The sequence below is a fragment of the Actinoplanes sp. CA-142083 genome (genome assembly GCF_050942195.1).
Taxonomy (GTDB): domain Bacteria; phylum Actinomycetota; class Actinomycetes; order Mycobacteriales; family Micromonosporaceae; genus Actinoplanes.
Map to the genome: position 1 here is coordinate 3,727,603 of NZ_CP192076.1, position 23,007 is coordinate 3,750,609.

Genomic DNA, 23,007 nt, shown 5'->3' on the forward strand with positions numbered 1-23,007 from the left:
ACACGACGGGCGCGCCCGCGTCGAAGTTCAGGATCTTGACGTACGCCACTGCTCGCTGTCCTCGGCCGCCGACAGATCCGACGCGTACGCCCGGAGCAGGTCGTGCATGAGGTAGTCGTTGCCCCGCATCTGGACGAGCATCTGCTGGGCCAGCTCCGCCAGCAGAATCCGGGCCGTGCGCGCGTTGACGTCGAGGAGCCGGGCCGCGATCTCGGGGGTGACGGCGGTTCCGGGGTAGAGCGGGATGAGCCGGAACAGCTGCGCCGCGGCCGGTGACAAGACGTTGTAGGAGCACGCGAAGACCGCGGCGAGGTCGGGCTCGGGCGCGCCCTTGAGGCGCTCGGCGAGCTCGGCGAGCGGCGCCTCCGGCTCGGCCATGGCGTGGGCGGCCACCATGGCGAGGGCCAGCGGCAGGCGGCCGGTCCGCTCCACGATCTCGGCCACCGCGGTCGGCTCCGCCTCGACCCGCCGGCGGCCGAGGCGGCGCACCAGGTTGTCGCGGGCCTCCTCGGCGGTCGGCAGGTCGACCGGCAGCGGGTGCGCGCCCGCCGTGATCAGACCCAGCATCCGCACCCGGCTGGTGACCAGCACCAGGTTGTCTCCGTCGCCAGGCAAGAGGTCGCGCACCTGGTCGTGGTCCAGGGCGTTGTCGAGCACGATCAGCATTCGCCGCTGGGCCAGCAGGCTGCGGAAGAGCCCGGCGGCGGCATGCCGATCGGCGGGACTGTCCGCCTCGCGTACGCCCAAGGAGCGCAAGAGACCCCGCAAGGCCTCCGCCGGCGGCATCGCCGGGCAGTGCGGGGCCGCGCCGCGCAGGTCGACATAGAGCTGACCGTCCGGATAGGACGGCGCCAAGCGGTGCGCCAGATGGATCGCCACGGTCGTCTTGCCGACGCCCGGCATGCCGTCGAACGCCAGCACCACTCGCCGCCGGCCCGCGCGATGGTCGTCGGCGATCAGCGCCTCGGCCCGCTGGATCAGCTCGATCCGGCCGGTGTAGAAGGGATGGTCGGCCGGCAGCTGGGCCGGGCCGGTCTCCCGCGGCGGCGCCTCCACCGGCGGGGGCGCCGGCGTCGGGCGCAGCGCGCGTTCCTCGGCAAGGCGCAGCTCCGGGCCGGGATCGAGGCCCACCTCGTCGGCGAGCCGGCGGCGGATCTCCCGGAACGCGTCCAGCGCCTCCGCCGTGCGGCCGTCCGCCGCGAGCGCCAGCACGATCCGCGCGTGCAGCGCCTGGTCGAGGGGGCGCCAGCCGGCGATGCGCAACAGGTGGGGGAGCAGACGCGCGGCTGCGCCGGCGCGAAGAGAAGCATCGGCGGCATCCCGGGCCACCTGCGAAAGCTCGGCCTCGAGGGCCACAAAAAGCGGATGCGTACGGTTGATGGGCTCCAAACCGGCGGCGCACGGGCCCACCCAGAGCGCCAGCGCCGACTCGTAGAACCCGGTCGCCTCGGCGTCGCCGCCCGACTGCCGGGCCCGCAACGCCAGCGCGCGGAACCGGGCCAGATCGAGGGTGTCCACATCGACGCGCAGGCAGTAGCCGGCGTTACGCCGTACGAGATGATCGCCCGCCGCCCGGACCGGCAGCTCCGGCTCGATGATGCGCCGCAGCGCGCCCACGGCGCGGTGAATGCTGTTCGCCGCGCTCGCCGGCGGGTCGTCGCCCCAGATCGCGTCGACCAGCTCGGCCACGCTCACCACCGAGCCGGCCCGGGCGAGCAGGAACGCCAGCAGCACACGCTGCTGGCGCCCGCCCAGATCGAGCTCGGCCGTGCCACGCCGGGCCCGGACCGGGCCCAGGATGGTGAACGTCGTCAGCACGGCCACCGGTATTACTTGACGCTCTCGAGCGCCGCGTGAATGAGGTCGGCGACCTGGCCCGGCTGCGAGACCGTCAGCGCGTGGCTGCCGCCCGGGATCTCCTGCGCCTGCTCGGCGCCGGCCCGCTCGGCCATGAAGCGCATCGCCTCGGCCGGGATGTTCTTGTCGGCGGCGCCCCAGACGTGCCAGCTGCGCACGGTGCGCCAGGCCGGCTCGCCATCGAGCCCGGCGGTGAGCGCGACCTCGGCGACCGGGCGCTGGGTGGCCGCCATGAGGGCCGCTGTGGCCGGGTCGGCGTCGGCCGCGAACTGCAGCGCGAACTTCGGGACGTCGATGGCGAGCTCGGTGCCGCCGGCGGTCAGCGGCTTGCTCAGCACGGCGTCGCCGAGCGTGCTGCCGGGGAACTTGCCGGTGAGCGCCAGGGCGCTCTCGCCCTGGTCGGGGGCGAAGGCGGAGACGTAGACGAGGGCCTTGACGGCGTCGTTGCCGGCGGCGGCCTGCGTGATCACCTGGCCGCCGTACGAGTGGCCGGCCAGCACGACCGGCCCGCCGATCGAGGCCACCACGTCGCGGACGTACGCGGCGTCGCCGTCGAGGCTGCGCAACGGGTTGGCCACGGCGACGGCCCGGACACCCCGCTCGGCGAGCCGCTCGATGACACCGTTCCAGCTGGCGGACTCGGCGAACGCGCCGTGCACCAGCACCACAACCGGGTCGGTCATGTCATTTCCTCCTTGGGTTGGCATCGAGCACTACGCAGCCGCCCACCCGGTGTTCGGAACCGTGTCGTCGATCACCTGACCGGCGACGGCGATACTCTTCCCGACTGTGACTGACGTACATCCGGCGCTGCGCGGACGCCGGCACGAGCGGGACGCGCTCGATCGCCTGTTACGCGACATCCGTGCTGGTCAGAGCCGTGTGCTGGTGCTGCGTGGGGAGGCCGGCGCGGGCAAGACGGCGCTGCTCGACTACCTCACCGGGCACGCCGCGACCGGGCGGGTGGCGCGGGCGGCCGGCGTCGAGCCCGAGACCGAGATCGCGTACTCCGCGCTGCAGCAGCTGATCGCGCCGCTGCTGAGCCACCTCGGCAAGCTGCCCGAGCCGCAGCGGATGGCGCTCTCGACCGCGTTCGGGCTGAGCGCGGGCGCGCCGCCCGAGGCGCTGATGGTCGGGCTGGCCGTGCTGGGGCTGCTGGCCGAGGCGGCCTCCGACGAGCCGCTGGTCTGCGTGGTCGACGACGTGCAGTGGCTGGACCGGATGTCCGAGGTGATCCTCACGTTCGTGGCCCGGCGCCTCGACGCCGAGTCGGTGGCGCTGGTCTTCGCCGCCCGCAGCCCCGGCGACGAGCAGATCCTCGGCGGGCTCCCGGAGATGCGCGTCGACGGCCTCGCCGAGGCCGACGCGCGAGCGCTTCTCGACCAGGTGCTGACGGGTCCGGTCGACGATCGCGTACGGGATCGGATCGTCGCCGAGACGCGGGGCAACCCGCTCGCGCTGCTCGAACTGCCCCGCGGCCTGAGCCCCGCCGAGCTGGCGTTCGGTTTCGGCGGGCAGGGCGCCGCGCCGCTCGCGGGCCGCGTCGAGGAGGGCTTCCAGCGGCGCGTCGCGGCATTGCCGATTTCCACACGTACGCTCCTGCTCGCGGCCGCCGTTGAGCCGGTCGGGGACGTGCCCCTCCTGTGGCGGGCGGCGGAACGGCTGGGAGTGCCCGCATCGGCCGCCGCGGCGGCGGAGGCGGCCGGCCTGGTGGAGCTGGGCGCGCGGGTGCGATTCCGGCACCCGCTGGTCCGATCGGCGGTCTGGCGGTCGGCCGCGCCGGAGGAGTTGCGCGCGGTGCACGCGGCGCTGGCCGAGGTGACCGACCCGTCTGAGGACCCGGATCGCCGCGCCTGGCACCGGGCGCACGCCGCGGTCGGCACCGACGAGGACGTGGCGGCGGAGCTGGAGAGCTCGGCCGGCCGCGCGCTGTCGCGGGGCGGCCGGTCGGCGGCGGCGGCGTTCCTGCAGCGGGCGGCCGAGCTGACACCCGATTCCAAGCAGCGTGCCGGGCGGGCGTTGGCGGCGGCGCGGGCCCGCTTCGCGGCGGGCGCGCCGGCGGACGCCTCCGGTCTGCTGGCGGCGGCCGAGCTGGGCCCGCTCGACCCGCTTCAGCAGGCGGGGGTGGAGAGGTTGCGGGCGCAGATCGCGTTCGCGCTCAACCCAGGCGGCGCGGCGGGCCCACAGCTGCTCGCGGCCGCCCAGAAGCTGGAAGGCATCGACGCGGCGGCAGCCCGGGACACCTATCTCGAAGCTTTGGGCGCGGCCCTCCTCGGCGGCGACGACCCGCGAGTGGCGGCCGAGAGCGCACGCGGTCTTGAGGGTCTCCCGCTGTTGGAGGCTTTGACCACGTGGACGCTCGACGGGTATTCCGAGGCAGCGCCCCGGATCCGGGCGGCGTTGGAAGGGCTCGACGATCTCGGGCAGCTCTGGCTTGCGGTGCCGGCCGCCCTCGAAGTCTGGGACGACGCGGCGCGGCAGCGGCTCACCGAGAAGGCGGTCGCGTCTGCCCGGGCCACGGGAGCGTTGGCGCTGTTACCGTCGGCGCTCGGGTTTCGGGCCGGGGCGCTGCTGGATGCGGGCCGCTTCGCGGATGCCGCCGAGCTGCTCGACGAGCTGGACGCGCTCGGGGCGGCCACCGGGCTGCCGATCGACCCGTCGGCGACGCTCTCGCTGGCGGCCCTGCGCGGCCGGGAGGAAGCGGCGCTCGACCTGATCGAGGTGGCGGCCAAGGGGGCCGAAGGGCGGCTCCTCGGGGTTGCTCTGCTCGCGAAAGCCATGCTGTGTAACGGTTTGGGGCGTTACCCGGCCGCGCTCGACGCCGCGCGCAAGGCGGCCGACCGCGGGGATCTCGGGGTCGCGGGGGCGGCGCTGCTCGAGATGGCGGAGGCTGCGGCGCACGGCGGGGAATTGGGATTGGCGGCGCAGGCGCGGGACCGCCTGGCCGAGCGGACTTCGGCGGCGGGCACGGAATGGGCGATGGGCGTTCAGGCGCTGGCCGATGCGCTCGCCGAGGCGGACCGATCCGGCGGCTGGGTCGCGGGCGGCGGTCCAGGCGCGGATGCAGGCGGCGGCGCGGGCAACAGCGGGGGTGCGAGCGGCAGTGGCGGCGCGGGCGGTAGCGGTGGCGCGGGCAGCGCGGGCGCGGGCCGGGGGGCGGATGCGAGCTTCCGGGAGGCGGTCGGGCGGCTGGGTGGGCTTTCGCTTGCGCGGGCTCGCCTTCTCTACGGCGAATGGCTGCGCCGGGCGGGGCGGCGCGGGGACGCGCGGGAGCAGCTGCGTGCCGCGTATGAGGCGTTCGGGGCGATGGGGGCGGAAGCGTTCGCGGAGCGGGCCGGGCGGGAGCTTGCGGCTACCGGCGAAGCCGTACGGAAAAAGGTGCTTGGGGATCGCGATGAGCTCACGCCGCAGGAGTCGCAGATCGCTCGGCTCGCGGTGGCGGGGAGGACCAACGCCGAGATCGGGGCGGTGCTGTTCCTGAGCCCGCGGACGGTGGAATGGCATCTGCGCAAGGTGTTCACCAAGCTCGGCATCTCGTCGCGCCGTGAGTTGGCGGCGGGCCTGCGCGACCAGTAGGGCCCGGGGCGATCCCAGGGAACGACACTGGGGCAGGCCCGGCCCTCGCCGCGCGATCGTGGATCCCGGATGTCCCACCGGCGTCCGGGAAAGCGGAGGTGTCGGAGATGGTCGAGTACAAGCTCGAGGTGATCGTGCTGCCGGTCGCGGACGTGGACCGCTCCAAGGAGTTCTACAAGCGGGCCGGGTTTCGCGAGGATCTCGACTACATCGACGGGGAGTTCCGGGTCGTGCATTTCACCCCGCCGGGGTCGGCTGCCTCGATCATCGTGGGTGACGGGATCGGCACCGCGGCGCCGGGCTCGGTGGAGAACGTGCACCTGGTGGTCGGCGACATCGAGGAAGCGCGCGCCGATCTGGTCGGCCGGGGCGTGGAAGTAAGCGAAATTTTCCACGACGAAGGTGGCGTCTTCCACCACGCGGGCGAGCAGAAGCGGGTGCGGGGGCTCTATCCGGGGCGGCGCTCCTACGGCTCGTTCGCATCGTTCGCCGACCCGGACGGCAACGGGTTCCTGCTTCAGGAAGTTACCGAGCGTTTCCCCGGCCGGTGACAGTCGCCATGTAGCGGTGGATCCGGCCGTCCTCGACGCCGCGCAGCCAGAGGTCGAGCACCTGCGGGTCGATCAGCGGCCGCTCGTGGGTCAGGCGCTCACGGACGCCGGCCTGTAACTGAGCCTTGGTGAGCCGGTAAGTGTCGGCCGGCACGGCGAGGCGGGCGCGGGCGATGGCCGTGTCGAGCAAGGCCTCCGGCGTTGTCACCTCGTCGACGTATCCGGCCGCCAGCGCGTCGGCCGGGCCCATCGTGGCGCCGGTCAGCACGGCTCGGCGCGCGGCGGGTTCGCCGTAGGCGTACGCGAGGATCGAAAGTGCCGTGGGCGGGAACGGCACCCCGACCCGGACCTCGGTCACCCCGATCGTGCCGGCCGCCATGACGCGGTGATCGCAGGCCGCCGCGAGGATCGCGCCGCCCGCGATGGCGTGCCCGTTGACCGCCGCGACCACCGGTTTGCCGAGGCCGAAGACGGCTAGGAACGCGTCGTTGAGGGCGGGCAGGAACTCACGTACGTAGTCGGGGCCGCCGTCGAGCAGCCGCCAGAGGTCGACGCCGGCCGAGAACGCGCGGCCCGCGCCGGTGAGCACGACCGCGTCGGTGCGGATCTCGTGGAACACCGCGGTGAGCTCGGCCAGCAGGTCAAGGTCGAGCGCATTGACCTTGCCGTGCGCCATCCGCACGACCGTGACACCGTCATGTTCGTCGATCTGAACAGCGGTCATGCCGCCGATCGTGCCAGCCCATCCCGGCCTTTTGAAGGCTCAGCCACTTGACGGCTCAGCTTCGTGGCGGCTCAGCCCAGCGCCAGGCGGGCCACCTCCTCGGCGCAGCCCCACGACAGCGTCATTCCGGCGCCGCCATGGCCGTACGCGTGAATGATGTTGCCTTCTCTCTCCACCCGCGCGCCTCCGGTGCGAGCCGGCCGCAGCCCGATGCGGTCGCCGAGGATCTTCGCGCCTCGCAGGCGGGGGACCAGCGCCGTCGCACGCTCGACGATCCCCGCGGCCTCCTCCGGATCCGGGTCGGTGTCGCCGCGGCCGTCGTCGAAGGAACCGCCCAGCACCACGTCCTCGCGGCGCGGATGCACGTAGGTCACGCCGGCCGGGTTGTCCTCGTCGCGCACCGATTCGTCCAGCCCCGGGTTCTCCACGATCACCACGTGCCCGCGTACGGGATGGACCCTCGCGTCGTCGCACAGCCGCGCCGCCGCCAGACCGGTCGCATTGACCACGATCGACGCCTCCGCCGTCGCTTCGCCGAGGCTTGCCACCCGCCGCCGTTCGATATTTTTTATTTTCTTGCGAAGCCAGCCCAGGTAGACCGGCATTTCCGCCAGAGGAGCATCAAAGATCAAGGCGTTCGCGTACGGGTCCGGAGCACCCCGAAGTTCGACGTGCCCGGCGGCCGGGGCCCACCACGGCAGCTCCGCGATCGGGTGGCGCAGCAGCATCCGGGTCCGGCGCAGCAGCACGCCCGGAACACCTTCGTCGATCTGCCGGCGGAACTCCGCGTAGGTGTCGGCGGCCCACCGCAGCACCCGCGGGTCCGCGCCGGTCCGGGTGGGATACCAGACCGCCGCCGCCATGCTGGACACCGTCTCGGCCGGCTCGTCCGCCGCCCACACCGTCACGTCGGCCCCGCGCTCCTGAAGCCGGACAGCCGCGGTCAGCCCGATCACCCCGCCGCCCAGCACGATCACGTCAGTCATGCCATCGATGGTGCGTGCTGTCCCGCGCGCGATGCCAATCGCGATCGTGAGAGGTCTTGACGCTGCCTTGGTGCGCCCGCCGTCGACGCTGCCTTCGTGCGCCCGGCCGCGACGCTGCCTTCGTGCGCCCGCCCTCGACGAGCCGGCGCCGCGCTGGTCGACGCCTAGCTTGCGCGCTCGTAGCTGGTGACCGCGACCTGGCCGTCGAGCAGGCGCGACGCGGTGGCCCGCAGGTTGAGCCGCTGCTTCGGCTCGCCGAACAGCTTGCGCCCGCCGCCGAGCACGACCGGGTGCACGGCGATGTGGTACTCGTCGATGAGGCCGTGCTCGGTCAGCGCGGCGCCGATGCCCGCGCCACCGGTCAGCAGCATGTCCTTGCCCGGCTCGGCCTTGAGCGCGGTCACCTCGGCCGCGAGATCCTTGCTGATGACCCGCGTGGTCCACTCGTCGCCCGGGTAGTCGTGAGAGAACACGATCTTGGGGGTGGCCCGCCAGAACGGCGCAAAAGCCACAGTGTGCGGGTCCTGGCTGATCGACTCGGCGTTCGGCCAGAAGCCCACCATCATCTCCCAGACCGGGCGCCCGAACAGCAGCGTGTCGACCCGCTCGTCGAGGCCCTCCGAATAGGCGGACAGCTCCGGGCCCATCACCGGCCAGTCGAACTCCCCGTTGGGCCCGTCGACGAAGCCGTCGATCGACGTGTGCACCCAGTAAATGATCTTTCGCATGGTCCGCTCCCTAGGTCGTCGTCTCCCGGTCAGACCGGGCCGGGACGGGAAACTCATCGCTCAGGTGTCCAGGTACCGAAGGATCGCCAGAACGCGGCGGCTGTACCCCGTCGTACCCGCAAGATCTAGTTTGTCGAAGATCGTGTTGACGTGCTTCTCCACCGCGCTCAGCGAGACGTGGAGACGGTCCGCGATCGCGGCGTTCGTGTAGCCCTGGGCCATGTGGTGCAGGACCTCCCGCTCGCGGGGCGTGAGGCGGGCGAGCGGGTCGCCGTGACTGGTGGCCGACATGAGCTGGCGCACCACGTCGGGATCGAGCGCGGTGGCGCCGGCGGCCACCCGGTCGAGCGCGTCGAGAAAGTCCTCGACCTGGGCGACCCGGTCCTTGAGCACGTAACCGATGCCCTCGGCGCGGTCGGCCAGCAGCTGGGCGGCGTAACGCTTCTCGACGTACTGGGACAGGACCAGCACCGGAAGCTCGGGCCATCGGCGCCGGAGCTCGAGGGCGGCGCGCAGGCCGTCGTCGGTGTTGGTGGGCGGCATGCGTACGTCGGTGATCACCACCTCGGGACCGTGCCGCTCGACGGCCTCGGTCAGCAGGCCGGCGTCGCCGACGGCGGCGACCACCTCGTGCCCCTCGTCGGCGAGCAGGCGGGCCAGGCCCTCGCGCAGCAGCGTCGAATCCTCGGCGAGAACTATCCGCACGGCAGCTCCGCCCGGATCAGCGTCGGCCCGCCCGGTGGGCTGTCCACCTCGAAGCGGCCGTCCAGCGCGGTGACGCGGCGGGCCAGCCCGTGCAACCCGCGCCCGTCCGGGTCGGCGCCGCCGTGGCCGTCGTCGCGCACCAGCATGCCCACCCCCGTTGCGCTCGCCGCGATCTCGATCTCGACCACCGTAGCGTTCGCGTGTTTGGCGGCGTTGGTGACCGCCTCGCAGGCGACGAAGTAGAGCACGGTCTCGACCGGCCGCGGCGGCCGTTCCGCCAGGTCGTAGCGGACCGTGACGGGCAGGGCGGAACGCTGGGCCACCATGGTGAGGACCTCGTCGAGGGTGCTGTGCTCGAGCGCGGAGGGGTAGACCCGCCACGCCACCTCGCGAAGGTCGTCGATGGCGCGCTGGGCGTCCTCGTGGGCCTGGGTGAGCAGGTCGCGGGCCCGTTGCGGGTCGGCGGCGCGGCGGGCCCGGCCGAGCAGCATGCCGAGCGCGACCAGGCGCTGCTGGAGGCCGTCGTGGAGGTCACGCTCGATGCGGGCGCGCTCGGCGTCCACGGCGGCGATGACACCCGCGCGGCTCGTGGTCAGCTCGTCGATCCGCCGGCGGAGTAGCTCGCGGTCGCTGGTGTCCAGCAGGCGGTGGGCGAGGCGGCGGTCGAGGGCGGCTACGCTGCCGATCGCCTGGAGGTTGATGACCAGCAGGGCGGAGCCGATGAGGGCCTGCAGGAGCGCGTCGGGCACGGACATGTCGCCGGTCGCCAGCGAGGTGATCACGATGCCGGCCAGGATGAGGCCTATCAGGAGGAGGCCGCAGGTCAGGGCGCCCAGAGCGCCCGGGATCAGGCGGGCGGCGAGGTAGGCGATCGCGCGGGGGGCCGGGGTGGTGGGCGCTCCGGGCGTGGCGGCGGCCGGTGCCGGCTCGGCGGTGGCCGGCCCTGGCGAGGCGGTGGCCGGTCTTGGCTCCGGCGTTTGGGCCGGGAGCGCCAGCCGGCGGCGTTCCGCGTCGGCGGCGCGTACGGCCAGGGCGGCGAGGGCCGGGCGGACGCGGCGGCGCAGGCGCGGCACCGGCGCCGTGGCCAGGAAGGCCAGCCCGGCCAGCACCAGGAACAGCGCCTCGCCGACCGCCGTGAGCACCCCCACGGCCACCCCGGCCAGCGTCCGCCCGAGCCGCGTCATGCCCTTCGCCGTCCTTTCAGCCGCACCAGGACGAACGCGCCGACCGCCAGCGCGCACCCCACGATGACCAGGTTCTGGAACGTGCCCACGTAGGACTCCACGGCCGTCCAGTTCGCCCCGAGCGTGTATCCCGCCATCACGAACACCGTGTTCCAGATCAGGCTCCCCAGCGTCGTGTACAGCAGGAACGTTCCCACCCGCATCCGCTCGACCCCGGCCGGCACCGAGATCAGACTCCGGAAGATCGGAATCATTCGCCCGAAGAAGACCGCCTTCCCGCCGTGCCGCCCGAACCAGGCCTCGGTCCGGTCCACATCCTCCAGCTTGATCAGCGGCAGCCGGGCCGCGATGGCTCGCACCCGTTCCCGCCCCAGCACCACTCCCACGTAGTACAACGCCAGCGCCCCCACCACCGACCCCAGCGTGGTCCACCCGATCGCGCCGGCCAGGCTCATGTCACCACGGCTCGCGGTGAACCCGGCCAACGGCAGGATCACCTCGCTCGGAATCGGCGGAAACAGATTCTCCAACGCCACCGCCAGCCCCGCGCCCGGCCCACCGAGCCGCTCCACCAGCCCGGTGACGAACCCGGCCATTCCACCATCCTGCAGTTCCGCCGAAGCAATCATGGCCATGACGCTAGGAGCCCGCAGACCCCTCGGACCATGAGGTCAACCGCCCAGCTCAGAGTCCTTACTGCACCCCTCGGGTTGCGGAAAACCGTACCCCGGTCAGGGGCGCAGGTCGGCCGAGACGCTCAGGCGCAGGTAGGCGTCGACCCATGCTGCCACCGCCTCCTCTCCGGGGTCCGGGCCCAGCAGGGCGGCTAGCCGCGTCGTCGCGTCGGCGGCGCGGCGCAGGCCCACCTGGCCGAGCCGGTCGGCGGCCTGGCGCAGTCGCCCGGCCATCGTGGGCGGGGTGTGCACGAGGCCGCGGTGGGCGATCTCGGCCAGCAGCGCGAGAGCCTCCTCCAGAGCGTGCCCGAGCGGATCCGACGTCGGATCGGGCCGGTCGTACGGGTCGGCGCCGCCATCGGCGGGGGAGAGGTCGGGCACGAGCACGCCGTCGCCGACCGCGAAGCCGAGCGGGTCGACGATGATGCCGCCCCCGCCGCGCCGCACGCTGCCGGCCACGTAGCGCACCTCGCCGGCGAGCGCCGCCGCCACCCCGTCGAGCCGCCCGGGGGCGCAGGCGGCGTGGGTAGCGGTGATGGTCGCGAGGGCGCCCGCCGAGTCCGCGATCACCGCGTCCAGCCGCTGGGCGCCCGGCGCATAGCTCACCGACACCACTTCGCCGATCGGGATGACCCGGACCAATTCGGCCTCCACCCGGGCCCGCACCGGCCGCGGCGGCAGCGCGTCCAGCTCGGCGGCGAGAGCACTCAGGTCGGCCGCGATCAGCGCCCGCGGCAGGCCCTGCCAAGACCCGCGGGACGCCATCGCCTCGGTCCGGCTCAACCGTCGCGCCCCGAGCCGCACCGTCCGGCTCGCGCTGCGTGCCGCCGACTCGGTGATCACCGCACCGCCCGCGAGCGCCCCGATGGTCACCCCGGCGACGCGACGTTCCGCCAGGCGGGGGCCGGGCTCCTCCGTCTCGTACGCCCTCCGCAGCACCAAAACGGTGGCACTGTCCGAGTGTGCGAGGAAGACGTCGACCACCCGCTCCTCGCCGACCGCCGAAACGCGCGCCCCGAGCCCGTCGAGCCGAGCCCGCCGCAGCGGTGTCTCCGAGGCTTCGTCCGTCCCCAGCACCCGCGAGGTGAGGCTGGCCCCGCCCCGGGTGACGGCTCGATGCCGCGCGAACAGCTCGGCCACGTGATCGGCCAACGCCTCCGGCCGATACCGGGCGCTCCGATCCCGATAGGCGTCCAGCTGAGCCACCAGGTCGTCAACCGCGAGCAGCGGCCACCGCATCCGAGCCGCGTCGAGGTCGCGCCGCACGCCGGTGACCTCGGCCCCGATCCCCGCCCCGAGGTGCACGGACCCTTCCCGCAGCACGAGCCCCGCCAGCGCCACGGCCCGCTCGAGCGCCGGCCCCGACACCGCGCGGCCCCCGCCGCCCACCTGAACCTGCAGGTCTGTCTCACCCGGCCCCTGAGCATCCGCAGCCCGGAACGCCCACACCGCCAGCGCGATCACATCGTCCCGAACCCCCGCCACCGCGTCGGTTCGCGCGAACCCAAGGTTCCCTGGCACCAGAAACCGCACCGTCGCGGTGGGCAGCTCCACCGTCGGCACCGGATCCCCGGGCCGCCCCCGATGCACCCGGGCCACATACCCGCCGCGCTCGACCCGCCGAGCCGCGGTCATCATGCGTTCCCCGATCCGCGCGGTCAGCTCCGCATCCGTGAACGCACCCGGCGACCACCCCACCGCCCCGGCGCCGTCGCTGCCCGCGCTCGCGCCGGCCCCGCTCGCGTCGGCCCCGCTCGCGCCGGCCCCGCTCGCGCCGGCCCCGCTCGCGTCGGCCCCGCTCGCGCCGGCCCTGCTCACGCCGGCCCCGCTCGCGCCGCCCTCGCTGGTGCCGTTTGCTGCGGCCTCGGCCGTGGCTGGGTCATGGTCTGTGGTCGTCGGGGCTGCTGCTGCGCCCGCCGTTTGGTGAGCCCGATAGGCGAGGACCAGGCCCACGATGTGGCGGCACACGCCCGGCGCGCCGCAGCCGCATTTGCCGGCCTCGAGACCGCCCGGCGGCAGCGACGTGGCCGTGCCGTCGGAAGTGGTGGCGTGGACGGTGCCGTCCGGGTCCTCGGTGATCGTGGGCGCGTCCCGTTCCACCTCGCGGGTGGCTCGTTTGACCAGGCCGCGGTTGGTCAGCTCGGCCAGCGTGTCGGGGGTCAGCGCCAGCAGGTCGGCCCTCATCGGGACACCTGCTCGGCGACGAACTCGGCCAGCTGACCGGGGGTCATCGCGCCCACGGCGGCGCCGGCGTCGGCCAGGCGCTGGGCGGTCTCGCGGTCGTAGGAAGGGTTCGCGGCCTCATCGAGCGCGGCCAGGCCGAGCACCTTGGTGCCCTGGTCGACCAGCTCGCGCACCTGCCGGATCAGCGGCCCGGCCGACCCGCCCTCGTAGAAGTCGCTGATCAGGGCCACGATCGCGCGCCGGGGCTGCTCGATGAGGCCGGCGCCGTAGCGGACCGCCTTGTGGATGTCGGTGCCGCCGCCGAGCTGCACCTTCATGAGCAGCTCGACCGGGTCGTCCACCTCGCTGGTCAGGTCGACGACCGCCGTGTCGAAGGCCACGAGATGGGTACGCACGCCCGGCAGCCCCCAGAGGCATGCGGCCGTCACCGCCGAGTGGATGACCGAGTCGACCATCGACCCGGACTGGTCGACGAGCAGGATCACCTGCCACTGCTCGACGTGTTTGCGGGTGCGCGAGAAGAAGTGCGGCGTCTCGATGTAGAGCCGCTGCTCGTCGGGCCGGTAGTGGCCGAGGTTGGCGCGCAGGGTCCTGGTCACGTCGAAGTCACGGGCCTGCTTCCAGCGGCTGGGGCGGCGCGCCCGCGTACCCGTGAAGGCTTTTTTGATCTCGGTGGCCATCTTGGCCATGAGATCGCGGACGACGGCTTCGACGATCCGCCGGGCCAGCCGTAGCACCTCGGGGTTCATCAGGTGCTTGGTCTGCAGCACGGCGCGCAGCAGTCCCTGGTTGGGCTCGACGGTACGCAGCACCTCCGGGTCGGTCACGATGTCCGTGATCTCATACCGTTCGATGGCGTCGCGCTGGAGCCGCTCGACGGTCTCCTTCGGGAACAGCTGGTTGATGTCGTTGAGCCAGTCCACCGTGGTCAGCACGGACTCGCCGCTGCCGCCCTCACGGGTGGTGCCGCGCCGCACCTCCCGCTTGTCGAGATCCTCGTCCCGCCCGTAGAGCCACTCCAGCGCCGCGTCCCGCCGAGCCGCGTCGGCCCCGAGCTCCCCGGCCGCGGCGGCGGGCTCGCCGAGCACGAGCCGCCACCGTTCGAGATCAGGATCAGTCACGCCCGGCTCCCCTCGACAACCAGCCCTTCGCGCAGCAGCGAGGCGTCGACCAGCTCGTCGAGCAGCATTCCCGCCGCCACCACGTGTGGATCGCCGCCGCCGCGCAGGAGCCGCCGCCCGCCTCCGCCGATGCCGCGCCGGGCGAGCACCTGATCCGCGATGCTTTCCCGCTCGCGCGGCGGAAAGTATTCGAAAGCCTGCCGCAACGCCGGCAGCGCGATCAGGAAGTCCTCGGCCGACATCCCCGACAACAGCTCGTCGAGCAGGCCGACGATCCGCTGGTCGGAGAGCACTTCCTCGCGGGCGAGCGCGAACAGCCCGGCCAGCCAGTCCCCAACGCTCCGCGGCTGGAACGCCCCACGAACGGCCCGCACCGGATCCAGCTCGCCGTTTCCGGAACTGTCCTCGGCGGGAGCCAACGCCCAGCGGAACCCGAAGGCCGCCCCTCGCAGGTCCGGTGGCGTCCCTTGATCTGCGGCCACCCGTGTGGCCACCTCGAGCGCGGACTCCCGGTCGAGGCCCAGCCGCCGTTCGGCGTGTCGCAGTGCGTCCCGGCATGCGGCCAGCGCAGCTATGCGCGAAGGGTCGGCCCGGGCCTCGCTGCCCTGGATACCCTCGGCCAGCCACAGGATGCGCCGGACGGCGGCCACGATCACCGTGCCCAGGGTGGCGCTGTTTGCGGTGCCCAGCACACGATCGTGCCGCCACATCGTGAGGACCACGGCGAGCATCCGGCCGAGCGGGCCCAGCTCGGGCGCGGCGCCCACCGAGGACTCGATGTCGGCCAGCGTGCGGTCGGAGATGTCGGGGCAGTCGGAGAACGCCGCGTCGAACAGCACCCCGGCCAGGGCGTCGACGTCCCGGCCGGCGTCGGCGGCCCGCTCGGCCAGCACGGCCGCGCAGGCGTCGGCGAGCGTCGCGCCGTAGGCGCCGGCCTCGATCACGGCGGTGAGGCGTTCGGGGCCGGGGCGTAGCGTCCAGCGTTCGCTCAGGACGGGCTCGAGGCCGGTCGTGGGGCCGGAATCCCGCTTGAAGCCGGGCACGCCGAGCACCCGCACCCGGTGCAGGATGCGGCTGCGTGCCCGGTCGTCGTCGCGGGTCAGGTCGAGGTCGAGGTCGGCGGCGCCGTCGAGGCCGCGCCGGGCCAGCTCGGCGTCGAGGTCGTGCACCAGGGGCGGCGCGGGCGTCTCGGGGTGCAGGCGCCCGGCGCGACTCCCGCTGAGCGCGGCGACCATCTCGACCACGACCGGGTGGCTTCCGGCTCCGAGCGTCCCCCGGGAGGACCAGGGCAGGGGTACGTCGAGAGCCTCGCTCACCAGCGCGGAAGCCAGGCCGTCGAGCACATCTGTCCGCCCCGGCGCATGATGCCCGCGCACGAGGGCGAGCCCGTCGGCGGTGGCCCGCGCCGCGATCAGGTCGGCGGTGGAGACGTGCTGCTTCCGCTTGCGAAGCCGCCCGGCCACGGCCTCCACGAGGTGCCGCGCCGCGCCGTCCGGCCCCGACTCCCAGAGCTCCTGGTAGTACCCGGGCGACGGCATCCCCGACTGATACCCGTCGAAGGAGTCCAGCCGCTTGAACGAATACGGCACCAGAAAGCTCCCGCCCACGGCCTCATCCGGCATCGTCGGCACCGACGGCCATGCCCAGTCCCCTGTAACAGCAGAAGCGTGGGCCGCCACCAGCGCGGGCCGGTGGAAGCCCCCGGTCACCACGACGACGTCGCCCTCGCCGGCATCCGCGGCCGCGGCGGCGACCCACGTCGCCATGTAAGCCTCGCGAGCCGTGTCCGACTCGCTGGCCGCCGACTCGCCGCGGATCAGGTCGAAATAGGCGTCCAAGCGCTCGCCGAGGTCAAGAGCCGGCGCGATCTCGAAGAGGTGATCCCACAGGGCGTCCGCGTTGTCGACGTCGAAGCTACGGCACAGCCGCTCGATCACCTCGGCGTAGCGGAGCTCGGCGTCCGCGTACCGGTTGCTGCGGTCGGCGAACGCCGGATGCCACGCCGGCAGGTCGATGAAGCGCAGCGCGGCCCCCACCGCGCGCCCGGCTGTGAGAGCTGTCCATTCGGGGGAGTAGTCGCACAGCGGGGACCACGAGGCGTGCCGGCGGGTCTCGTCGCGGTAGCTGCTGAAGACGGCGATCGGCAGGTCGTGGCCCAGCAGCAGCTCGTCGATGCGCGGGTTGAAGTCGGCCGGGCCCTCGATCAGGACGTGGGCCGGCCGCAGGCGCGTGATGGTCTCCGCCACCAGCCGCGCGCAGGCGGGGCTGTGGTGGCGGACGCCGAGGAAGGTGACCGGCATCGGTTAGCCCGGGAGCAGGTGGCGGGCGTTGTGCAGGGCCTTCCACTGGCCGCCGTCGCGCCAGGTGACCTGCTGGGCGAGGTAGCGCCGCAGCTTGGCCAGGTCCTCGGGGCTGTCCTTGGCGGCGGTGCCGGCCAGGCAGGCCACGAAGTCCTCGGCGTTGCCGGGCTCGCCGCGCAGGAACCAGCCGCGCAGCCCGACCGCATGCGCCACCGAGACGGCCTCGGCGGTGGACATGACCGCGGAGAGCCGGTCCATCGAGTCGCCGCGGGCCGTCTCGCCGGTGCGCAGCTCGCGGAACGTCGTGACCAGCACCTCGAGCACGTCGCGGCGGGGCTCGGCGGTGACCCCGGAGCGGCGCAGCAGCTTGGCCGCCTCCTCGGCGACCAGGGTCAGCTCGGTGCCGAAGTCGGCGATCGGGAAGACGGTCTCGAAGTTGAACCGGCGCTTGAGGGCCGCGCTCATGTCGTTGACGCCGCGGTCGCGGGTGTTCGCCGTGGCGATGACGTTGAAGCCGTCGCGGGCGAAGACCATCGACTCGGGGCCGGTCAGCTCGGGGATGGCGAGCACCCGGTCGGAGAGCGGGGAGAGCAGGCAGTCCTGCACCTCCAGCGGGCAGCGGGTGATCTCCTCGAAGCGGACCGTGCGCCCCTCGGCCATGCCGCGCAGCAGCGGGGCGGCGACGAGCGAGCGCTGCGACGGGCCCTCGGCGACCAGTAGCGCGTAGTTCCACGAGTAGCGGATCGCGTCCTCGGTGGTGGCGGCGCCGCCCTGGATGGTCAGCGTCGAGTCGCCGCTGACCGCCGCCGCGAGCAGCTCGGACAGCAGGGATTTCGCGGTGCCGGGCTCGCCGACCAGCATGAGGCCGCGACTGGTGGCCAGGGTGATCAGCGCGCGGTCGATCAGTGACGGGTCGCCGACGAACTTGCGGCTGACATCAAGTTTCGGGTCGCCGATCACGAAGCGGCGGGCGGCCTGCACGCTCAGCGCCCAGCCCGGCGGCCGGGCCGCGGTGTCGGCGGCCCGCAGGCGCTGCAGTTCGCCGGCGAAGCGGACCTCGGCCGGCGGCCGCTGCACCGACTCGGCCGGGTCGGTCACCTCGAGGACGGTCATCTCGGTATCTCCAAGCTGCTTGCTCATGCGGTGATCTCGGTGAGGTCGCGAATGATCTCGGACGCGGTGACGGGGTCGAGGCGGCCGAGCGGGATGCGGGAGTCGGTGCGTTGCCAGCCGGTGCCGTTGCCGTCGTGCAGGAAGACAGCGGTGAGCTTCTGCTCGGGGAACTCGGTCACCATGCCGACCGCTATGCCGGGGTCGAGCGAGACCGCCATCTCCAGCTTCGGCCCCAGCTTCAGCTCGATGTAGCCCTGCACGCCGCCGTCCTGCGGGGTCTCCCGGCGCCAGCCGCGACGCTCCAGGCCCAGCACCTTGGTCGTAGGCAGGGTGATGCCCTCGAAGCGGGACAGCTCGGGGACCTCGGCCTCGGCCGGGGTGAGGGCGAACGTCTGCCGGCTCAGCTGCGGGAACGGCTGCAGGATCTCGTAGTCGGCGAACACCTCGGACCAGGCCGCGAGAGCCGAGCCCAGGTGCAGAGGGTGTGCCACTCCGACCACGGCGTCGGCGGCAACGGAGATCTCGTCGTCGTCGGCCGTGGAGAAGGTGCGGTCCTCGGCCACGCGGATCGCGCCGGTCAGCGCGCCCGACGAGTCGTAGAGGCCCCAGACCAGGCGGCGGACGATGTGCCAGAGCAGCGGGTGATCGACGAAGAGCTGCCGGAACTCGGCGCCGGACCAGCGGCGCCCGGTCACCATGGCCCGCTCGAGCCGGCGGATCTGGTCGGCCGCGACCGTCCGCACGTCCTTCTTGAGGGCGGCGAACTGTTTGAACGCGGCCGGCGCCAGCGAAGCGTCGTCGCGGGCGCCCGGCTTGGGCAGCGCCTTGAGGTGCTTGCCGGCCGCGTCGGCCACGTACGGTCGCAGCTGCTCGTCGAAGCCGACCACGAACTGGCGGCTGCCGTAGTCGAGCCGCATGCTGCCGTCGGCATCGAGCCCGAAGTCGGGGACGAGGCGGTCGGCGAGCTGTTCGGCGCTGAGCCCGAGCCCGGTGGCGACCTCGTCCATCTTCTGCTCGGCGGCCGACTTGAGACCCTTGAACTTGGCTCGCTGGGCGATGCCGTGCAGGTGCATCAGCGCCACGTCGGAGCCGATGCCGGCCAGCACGTTGACGCCGGTGACGGCCTTGGCGTGGCCGCCCTCGCCGGGCCAGGCCAGGATCAGCGGGGTGAGCCGGCGGACCGTCTCGTCGTCGCCGATCAGGGTCAGCAGGTCGAGGACCCAGTTTTCCTTCGAGTTGGCCCCCGAGGACTGCCAGCGCTGGAACAGCTGCCAGCCGAACTCGGCGAGCGAATCCGGGTCGACGGCCTCCCGCACGATTTTCAGCCCCGCGTACGGATCGTCGGAGCGCGACAGCGCCAGCATGGTGACCACGTTCGACACCGCCTCGGGCGGCAGCGCCCCGGCGCCGTCGCGCAACGCGAGCGGCGGCAGCAGGCCCGGCACCGCCCACGCCGGGTTGGCCGCGATCTTCGCCGGCAGCACGTCGAGCGGATCGGTGGCGAGCAGCGTCTCGATCGCGGCCTCGGCGTCGACCCCGTAGGACTTGGCCGCCGACCGGACCGCATCGGTGTGGCCGTTGGTGTGCAACACGAGCAGCGCGCGCTCGGCCTGGCGGCGGGCGGCGCCGGCCTTGCCCAGCGCCGGCGGCACCAGCGCGCGGGCGGCCGCCGAGGCGTGCCGCAGCAGCCAGGTCTGTGCCAGCTCGCGGACGCTCTTGAGCCGGGTCAGCCAGTCGGCCATGTGCACGGCGATCGCGGGGGAGAAGAACGGCAGCAACTGGGCCGCGCCCTCGGACGGCGACCGCTCGGCGATGTGCAGCGCCAGCGGCAGCGCGTCCAGCTCGAAGCGGGCGATGATCACCCGCATCCAGTGGCTGGACTCCCAGACGTACTTGGGTGTCCACCGGGTGAGCAAAGGTCGGGCGACCAGTTCGGGCGCCTCGGTGAAGAACAGCACCGGTTCGTGCCAACCGGCCTGGCCACTGGCGATGCGCAGCGCCACCTTGGCCCAGCCGTCCGCGGGGGCGGAGTATCGCTCGAACTGGATCTCGCGCCACCGATCCCGCTCGCCCGGGAGCCACTCGATGGTGGCGGGGTCGGCGCAGGTCAGGCCGGGCACGACGACCGGCTTGGCGGGCTTGCCCCGGTCCACCCACGGCGGCGACAGCAGCACAGGCGGGACGGCCTCGGCGGGCGCGACCGTGATCGCCGCGGCCTCGCCGGCCATCGCCTCGACCCGGGCGGCCGCGGCGGCGCTCAGCGTCGGCAGGACCTGCTCGACCAGGTCGGAATGGGCGGTGACGTGGCCGCGCAGCAGGTCGGCGACCGCGCGCTTGCCGGCGGCCTCGGCGAGCAGGCGCAAGGCACGCACCGGGTAGCGCTCGGCCGCCTCGATCAGGGCAGGCGTGATGTATTTGGCGTCGATCCGCTCGATCAGCCCGGTCATGACGTCGTCGCCGGGGAGGGCGGCGAGCACGGTGAGCAGCCGGCGCTGGCCCTCGGCGCCGCTGTCCTCGTCGAACCAGTGGAACAGGGCCGGCGCGCAATCGGCTCCGAGCCCGTCGGCGAGCGTGGCGGGCAGGGCCAGCGAGCCGGCCACCGACCAGGTGTTGACCAGCGGCGCGAGCGTGCTCGCCTGCTCGCCGGTGCCGGCCGCGGCCAGCAGCGCGGTGGCCAGGTAATGGTCGTCGGCGGCGACCGCGTCGGCGATGTCCTGCGAGACCCACTCGACCTGGTCGGGCGCCAGCACGGAGGTGGCGACCCGGCGGTAGAGCGAGGGGGTGCGGTGCTCCGCGAGCAGGGCAACTGCCGCGTCGTAATCGGAGGAGGAAGCGGCGGCGAGGGCCTGCCGGGCGCGGAGGAGGATCAGCAGCTGATCGTCGATCTGGTAGCCGTACCGGGAGTCGCCGGGACCCATGGCCTTGATGCAATAGCGCTGTGCGCCGTCCTCGGCGACGCGCATGGCCATCACCTCGACCGCCGCCTCGACCGCGAACATCAACCCGCGCTCGGCGAACCACACGTCGACGAAGGACGCCAGGCGCTGCTGGTCGCTCCACTTGCCGAGCCCCGCCGCGATCGCCACGGCCGCCGCGCCCACAGCGAGAGCGGACGCGTCGCCGTCACGCCAGGCAAGACCGGCGAGGCGCACGTCGGGAGCGGTCCCCGGCGCCTCCAGGACCCGCCTGACCTGATTGGGGACGCGCTTGATCTCTTCGTCGACGATCTTTTCGGCCTTGGGATCGGGCGTGAACGCGGTGAGACCGGCGCTGCCACGGCGCGCGTAGCGATACCGATACCAGGCCGCCGGGAAGACGAAAGTGTCTTCGTGAAACTCCAAGGTCCGCATGGCCCGGAACGTTAGCGGGGGCGTACGACAAAACCGGATTGCATGCAATCAGCCAAAGGATCTTGCGCAGGGGACGCCAGAGGGTCAGGATTGCATGCAATCGACGACGAGGGGGTCCGGTGCGACCAGCGGCGGAGCAGGCGGCGCAGTCCCTGCGGGACGAGATCCTCTCGGGGGCGATCGCCTCCGGGACCCGGCTCGGCGAGGCCGATCTGGCGAGCCGGCTCTCGGTGAGCCGCACCCCGATCCGCGAGGCCCTGTCGCGCCTGGCGGCCGAGGGACTGGTCGAGCTGCAGCCCAACCGCGGCGCCCGGGTCGCCACTTGGAGCACCGAGCAGTTGCGCGAGATCTTCGAGCTTCGCTTGCGGTTGGAGCCCTACGCCGTACGCGTCGCCGTGCCGCATTTGAACGAGGAGCAGCTGACCGAGCTCGACGATCTGGCGGCCGCGATGACCCGGGCCGGAAAGCCCGGCCGCGCCCAGGATCTGACCGCGATAGTCGAGCTGAACAGGCGGTTCCACGGCATGTTCATCGACGCGGCCGGCTCGCCACCGCTGGCCGGCGCGCTGCGCGGCGTCACCCACGCGGCTGTCGTCCACCAGAACTTCCACGATTACACGCCGGACGCGCTGAAACGCAGCCTCCAGCACCACGTCGAGATGGTCGCGGCGGCGCGGGCCGGCGACGGCGACTGGGCCGAGGCGATCATGCGAGCCCACCTTTACAACGCCCGCGCCACGATGATCGGGGGACGGTCGTGACCCTGCCTCTCGGCGATCTGCGCGTGGTCGAGTTCGGCCAGCTGCTCGCGGGCCCGTTCTGCGGTCAGCTGCTCGGCGACTTCGGCGCCGAGGTGATAAAGGTGGAGGACCCGGGCCGCGGCGATCCGATGCGCGAGTGGGGCCGGGAGAAGCCGCACGGCAAGTCGCTGTGGTGGCCGGTCGTAGCGCGCAACAAGAAGTCGGTGACCTGCGACCTACGGCAACCCGAGGGTCAGGCGCTGATCCGCAAGCTGATCGACACCGCCGACATCGTGGTGGAAAATTTCCGGCCCGGCACGCTCGAGCGCTGGGGCATGGCCCCCGAGGTGCTCTGGGAGACGAACCCGGGCCTGGTCATCACCCGCGTCACGGGCTATGGGCAGAGCGGGCCCTACTCCAGTCGCGCCGGTTTCGGTTCGATCGGGGAGGCCATGGGCGGCATCCGGTACGTGATGGGCGACCCCGACCGTGCTCCGGTGCGAGCGGGCATCTCGCTCGGCGATTCGCTCGCCGCGACGTACGCGTGCCTCGGGACTCTCGTCGCGATCCACCACCGATCCCGTACCGGCGTGGGTCAGGTCGTCGACTCGGCGATCTACGAGGCCGTGCTGGCGATGATGGAGTCGCTGCTGCCGGAGTGGGCCGTCGCCGGCTATCAGCGGGAGCGAACCGGGGCAGTCCTGCCCAATGTCTCCCCGAGCAACGTGTATCCGACCGCGGACGGGGATCTCATCCTCATCGCCGCCAACCAGGACAGCGTGTTCGGTCGTCTCAGCACCGTGATGGGCCGCGAAGAGCTCGCCACCGACCCCCGCTATGCCACCCACTCGGCCCGCGGCGCGGCGATGGAGGAGCTCGACACCCTGATCGCCAAGTGGACGGTGACGGAAAGAGCCGACGACCTCCTGGAGAAGCTGCACGAGGCCGGCGTCCCGGCCGGCCGGATCTTCCGGGCCAAGGACATGTTCAACGACCCGCACTTCGCCGCCCGCGAGGCGATCGTCAAGGTGCCGCACCCCGACTTCGGCGAGATCCCCATGCAGAACGCGACGCCGAAACTGTCACACACCCCTGGCAAGGTGCGCAGCGTGGGACCGGCCCTGGGTGAGCACAACGACGAGATCTACGGCGGCCTGATCGGCCTCGACGAAACGGAGCGCGCGCGCCTGCGCCAAGCCAAGATCATTTAAGGA

17 protein-coding genes are annotated in these 23,007 nt (G+C 72.9%); 4 read left to right on the plus strand and 13 right to left on the minus strand.

All coding sequences use genetic code 11. From position 1 onward, the window contains the following. Nucleotides 1–27 precede the first annotated feature (27 nt). Nucleotides 28–1,824: a BTAD domain-containing putative transcriptional regulator gene (locus ACQPZX_RS17070; RefSeq protein WP_433381418.1), complete on the minus strand. Its 1,797-nt coding sequence runs from the start codon at nt 1,822–1,824 to the stop codon at nt 28–30. A gap of 5 nt (nt 1,825–1,829) precedes the next feature. After that, nucleotides 1,830–2,540 (minus strand): alpha/beta fold hydrolase, encoded by a 711-nt coding sequence (locus tag ACQPZX_RS17075; protein ID WP_433381420.1) that lies wholly within the window; start codon nt 2,538–2,540, stop codon nt 1,830–1,832. A 106-nt stretch (nt 2,541–2,646) separates the two neighbouring features. On the opposite strand from ACQPZX_RS17075, the gene ACQPZX_RS17080 reads away from it, so the two are divergent. Further along, complete coding sequence (locus tag ACQPZX_RS17080) at nt 2,647–5,433, plus strand: ATP-binding protein (RefSeq protein ID WP_433381423.1); 2,787 nt, start codon at nt 2,647–2,649, stop codon at nt 5,431–5,433. Nucleotides 5,434–5,540: 107 nt separating this feature from the next. Then, complete coding sequence (locus tag ACQPZX_RS17085; RefSeq protein WP_433381426.1) at nt 5,541–5,984, plus strand: VOC family protein; 444 nt, start codon at nt 5,541–5,543, stop codon at nt 5,982–5,984. On the opposite strand, the gene ACQPZX_RS17090 is transcribed toward ACQPZX_RS17085, so the two are convergent. From ACQPZX_RS17090 to ACQPZX_RS17140, 11 genes are all read right to left on the minus strand, one after another. Continuing rightward, nucleotides 5,959–6,708, minus strand: a complete 750-nt coding sequence (locus ACQPZX_RS17090; RefSeq protein ID WP_433381429.1) for an enoyl-CoA hydratase/isomerase family protein — start codon at nt 6,706–6,708, stop codon at nt 5,959–5,961. The two genes, ACQPZX_RS17085 and ACQPZX_RS17090, sit on opposite strands and share 26 nt — an antisense overlap. A 71-nt stretch (nt 6,709–6,779) precedes the next feature. Next, the gene (locus ACQPZX_RS17095) at nt 6,780–7,694 is read right to left on the minus strand and encodes an FAD-dependent oxidoreductase (RefSeq protein ID WP_433381432.1); all 915 of its coding nucleotides are present in this window, start codon (nt 7,692–7,694) and stop codon (nt 6,780–6,782) included. Nucleotides 7,695–7,858: 164 nt separating this feature from the next. Then, the gene (locus tag ACQPZX_RS17100; RefSeq protein ID WP_433381435.1) at nt 7,859–8,422 is read right to left on the minus strand and encodes a dihydrofolate reductase family protein; all 564 of its coding nucleotides are present in this window, start codon (nt 8,420–8,422) and stop codon (nt 7,859–7,861) included. 60 nt (nt 8,423–8,482) lie between these two features. Beyond that, complete coding sequence (locus ACQPZX_RS17105; RefSeq protein WP_433381438.1) at nt 8,483–9,127, minus strand: response regulator; 645 nt, start codon at nt 9,125–9,127, stop codon at nt 8,483–8,485. Next, the gene (locus ACQPZX_RS17110; RefSeq protein ID WP_433381441.1) at nt 9,118–10,311 is read right to left on the minus strand and encodes a sensor histidine kinase; all 1,194 of its coding nucleotides are present in this window, start codon (nt 10,309–10,311) and stop codon (nt 9,118–9,120) included. The genes ACQPZX_RS17105 and ACQPZX_RS17110 overlap by 10 nt, the downstream gene beginning before the upstream one ends. Then, nucleotides 10,308–10,946, minus strand: coding sequence for a DedA family protein (locus tag ACQPZX_RS17115; protein ID WP_433381444.1), 639 nt, complete (start codon nt 10,944–10,946; stop codon nt 10,308–10,310). The genes ACQPZX_RS17110 and ACQPZX_RS17115 overlap by 4 nt, the downstream gene beginning before the upstream one ends. Nucleotides 10,947–11,042: 96 nt before the next feature. Then, complete coding sequence (locus ACQPZX_RS17120) at nt 11,043–13,169, minus strand: hypothetical protein (RefSeq protein WP_433381447.1); 2,127 nt, start codon at nt 13,167–13,169, stop codon at nt 11,043–11,045. Continuing rightward, nucleotides 13,166–14,290: a VWA domain-containing protein gene (locus tag ACQPZX_RS17125; RefSeq protein WP_433381450.1), complete on the minus strand. Its 1,125-nt coding sequence runs from the start codon at nt 14,288–14,290 to the stop codon at nt 13,166–13,168. Before ACQPZX_RS17125 ends, ACQPZX_RS17120 begins: the two co-directional genes overlap by 4 nt. Continuing rightward, the gene (locus tag ACQPZX_RS17130; RefSeq protein ID WP_433381453.1) at nt 14,287–16,590 is read right to left on the minus strand and encodes a DUF5682 family protein; all 2,304 of its coding nucleotides are present in this window, start codon (nt 16,588–16,590) and stop codon (nt 14,287–14,289) included. Before ACQPZX_RS17130 ends, ACQPZX_RS17125 begins: the two co-directional genes overlap by 4 nt. A gap of 3 nt (nt 16,591–16,593) precedes the next feature. After that, on the minus strand, nt 16,594–17,703 hold the full coding sequence (locus tag ACQPZX_RS17135; protein ID WP_433385285.1) for an ATP-binding protein: 1,110 nt from the start codon (nt 17,701–17,703) through the stop codon (nt 16,594–16,596). Nucleotides 17,704–17,726: 23 nt separating this feature from the next. Beyond that, a complete protein-coding gene (locus tag ACQPZX_RS17140; RefSeq protein ID WP_433381456.1) occupies nt 17,727–21,053 on the minus strand; it encodes a DUF4132 domain-containing protein in 3,327 nt (1,108 codons plus the stop codon). 119 nt (nt 21,054–21,172) lie between these two features. Here ACQPZX_RS17140 and ACQPZX_RS17145 point away from each other — a divergent pair, with 119 nt between their 5' ends. Both ACQPZX_RS17145 and ACQPZX_RS17150 read left to right on the plus strand, forming a co-directional pair. Beyond that, nucleotides 21,173–21,814 (plus strand): GntR family transcriptional regulator, encoded by a 642-nt coding sequence (locus ACQPZX_RS17145; RefSeq protein ID WP_433381459.1) that lies wholly within the window; start codon nt 21,173–21,175, stop codon nt 21,812–21,814. After that, nucleotides 21,811–23,004, plus strand: coding sequence for a CaiB/BaiF CoA transferase family protein (locus tag ACQPZX_RS17150; RefSeq protein WP_433381462.1), 1,194 nt, complete (start codon nt 21,811–21,813; stop codon nt 23,002–23,004). Before ACQPZX_RS17145 ends, ACQPZX_RS17150 begins: the two co-directional genes overlap by 4 nt. Nucleotides 23,005–23,007: the final 3 nt, after the last annotated feature.

Bases quoted from the DNA above. Each gene is read 5' to 3' on its own strand.
- ACQPZX_RS17075 (WP_433381420.1), bottom strand. From the start codon at position 2,540: ATGACCGACCCGGTTGTGGTGCTGGTGCACGGCGCGTTCGCCGAGTCC.
- ACQPZX_RS17085 (WP_433381426.1), top strand. From the start codon at position 5,541: ATGGTCGAGTACAAGCTCGAGGTGATCGTGCTGCCGGTCGCGGACGTG.
- ACQPZX_RS17090 (WP_433381429.1), bottom strand. From the start codon at position 6,708: ATGACCGCTGTTCAGATCGACGAACATGACGGTGTCACGGTCGTGCGG.
- ACQPZX_RS17095 (WP_433381432.1), bottom strand. From the start codon at position 7,694: ATGACTGACGTGATCGTGCTGGGCGGCGGGGTGATCGGGCTGACCGCG.
- ACQPZX_RS17100 (WP_433381435.1), bottom strand. From the start codon at position 8,422: ATGCGAAAGATCATTTACTGGGTGCACACGTCGATCGACGGCTTCGTC.
- ACQPZX_RS17110 (WP_433381441.1), bottom strand. From the start codon at position 10,311: ATGACGCGGCTCGGGCGGACGCTGGCCGGGGTGGCCGTGGGGGTGCTC.
- ACQPZX_RS17115 (WP_433381444.1), bottom strand. From the start codon at position 10,946: ATGGCCATGATTGCTTCGGCGGAACTGCAGGATGGTGGAATGGCCGGG.
- ACQPZX_RS17120 (WP_433381447.1), bottom strand. From the start codon at position 13,169: ATGAGGGCCGACCTGCTGGCGCTGACCCCCGACACGCTGGCCGAGCTG.
- ACQPZX_RS17130 (WP_433381453.1), bottom strand. From the start codon at position 16,590: ATGCCGGTCACCTTCCTCGGCGTCCGCCACCACAGCCCCGCCTGCGCG.
- ACQPZX_RS17135 (WP_433385285.1), bottom strand. From the start codon at position 17,703: ATGACCGTCCTCGAGGTGACCGACCCGGCCGAGTCGGTGCAGCGGCCG.
- ACQPZX_RS17140 (WP_433381456.1), bottom strand. From the start codon at position 21,053: ATGCGGACCTTGGAGTTTCACGAAGACACTTTCGTCTTCCCGGCGGCC.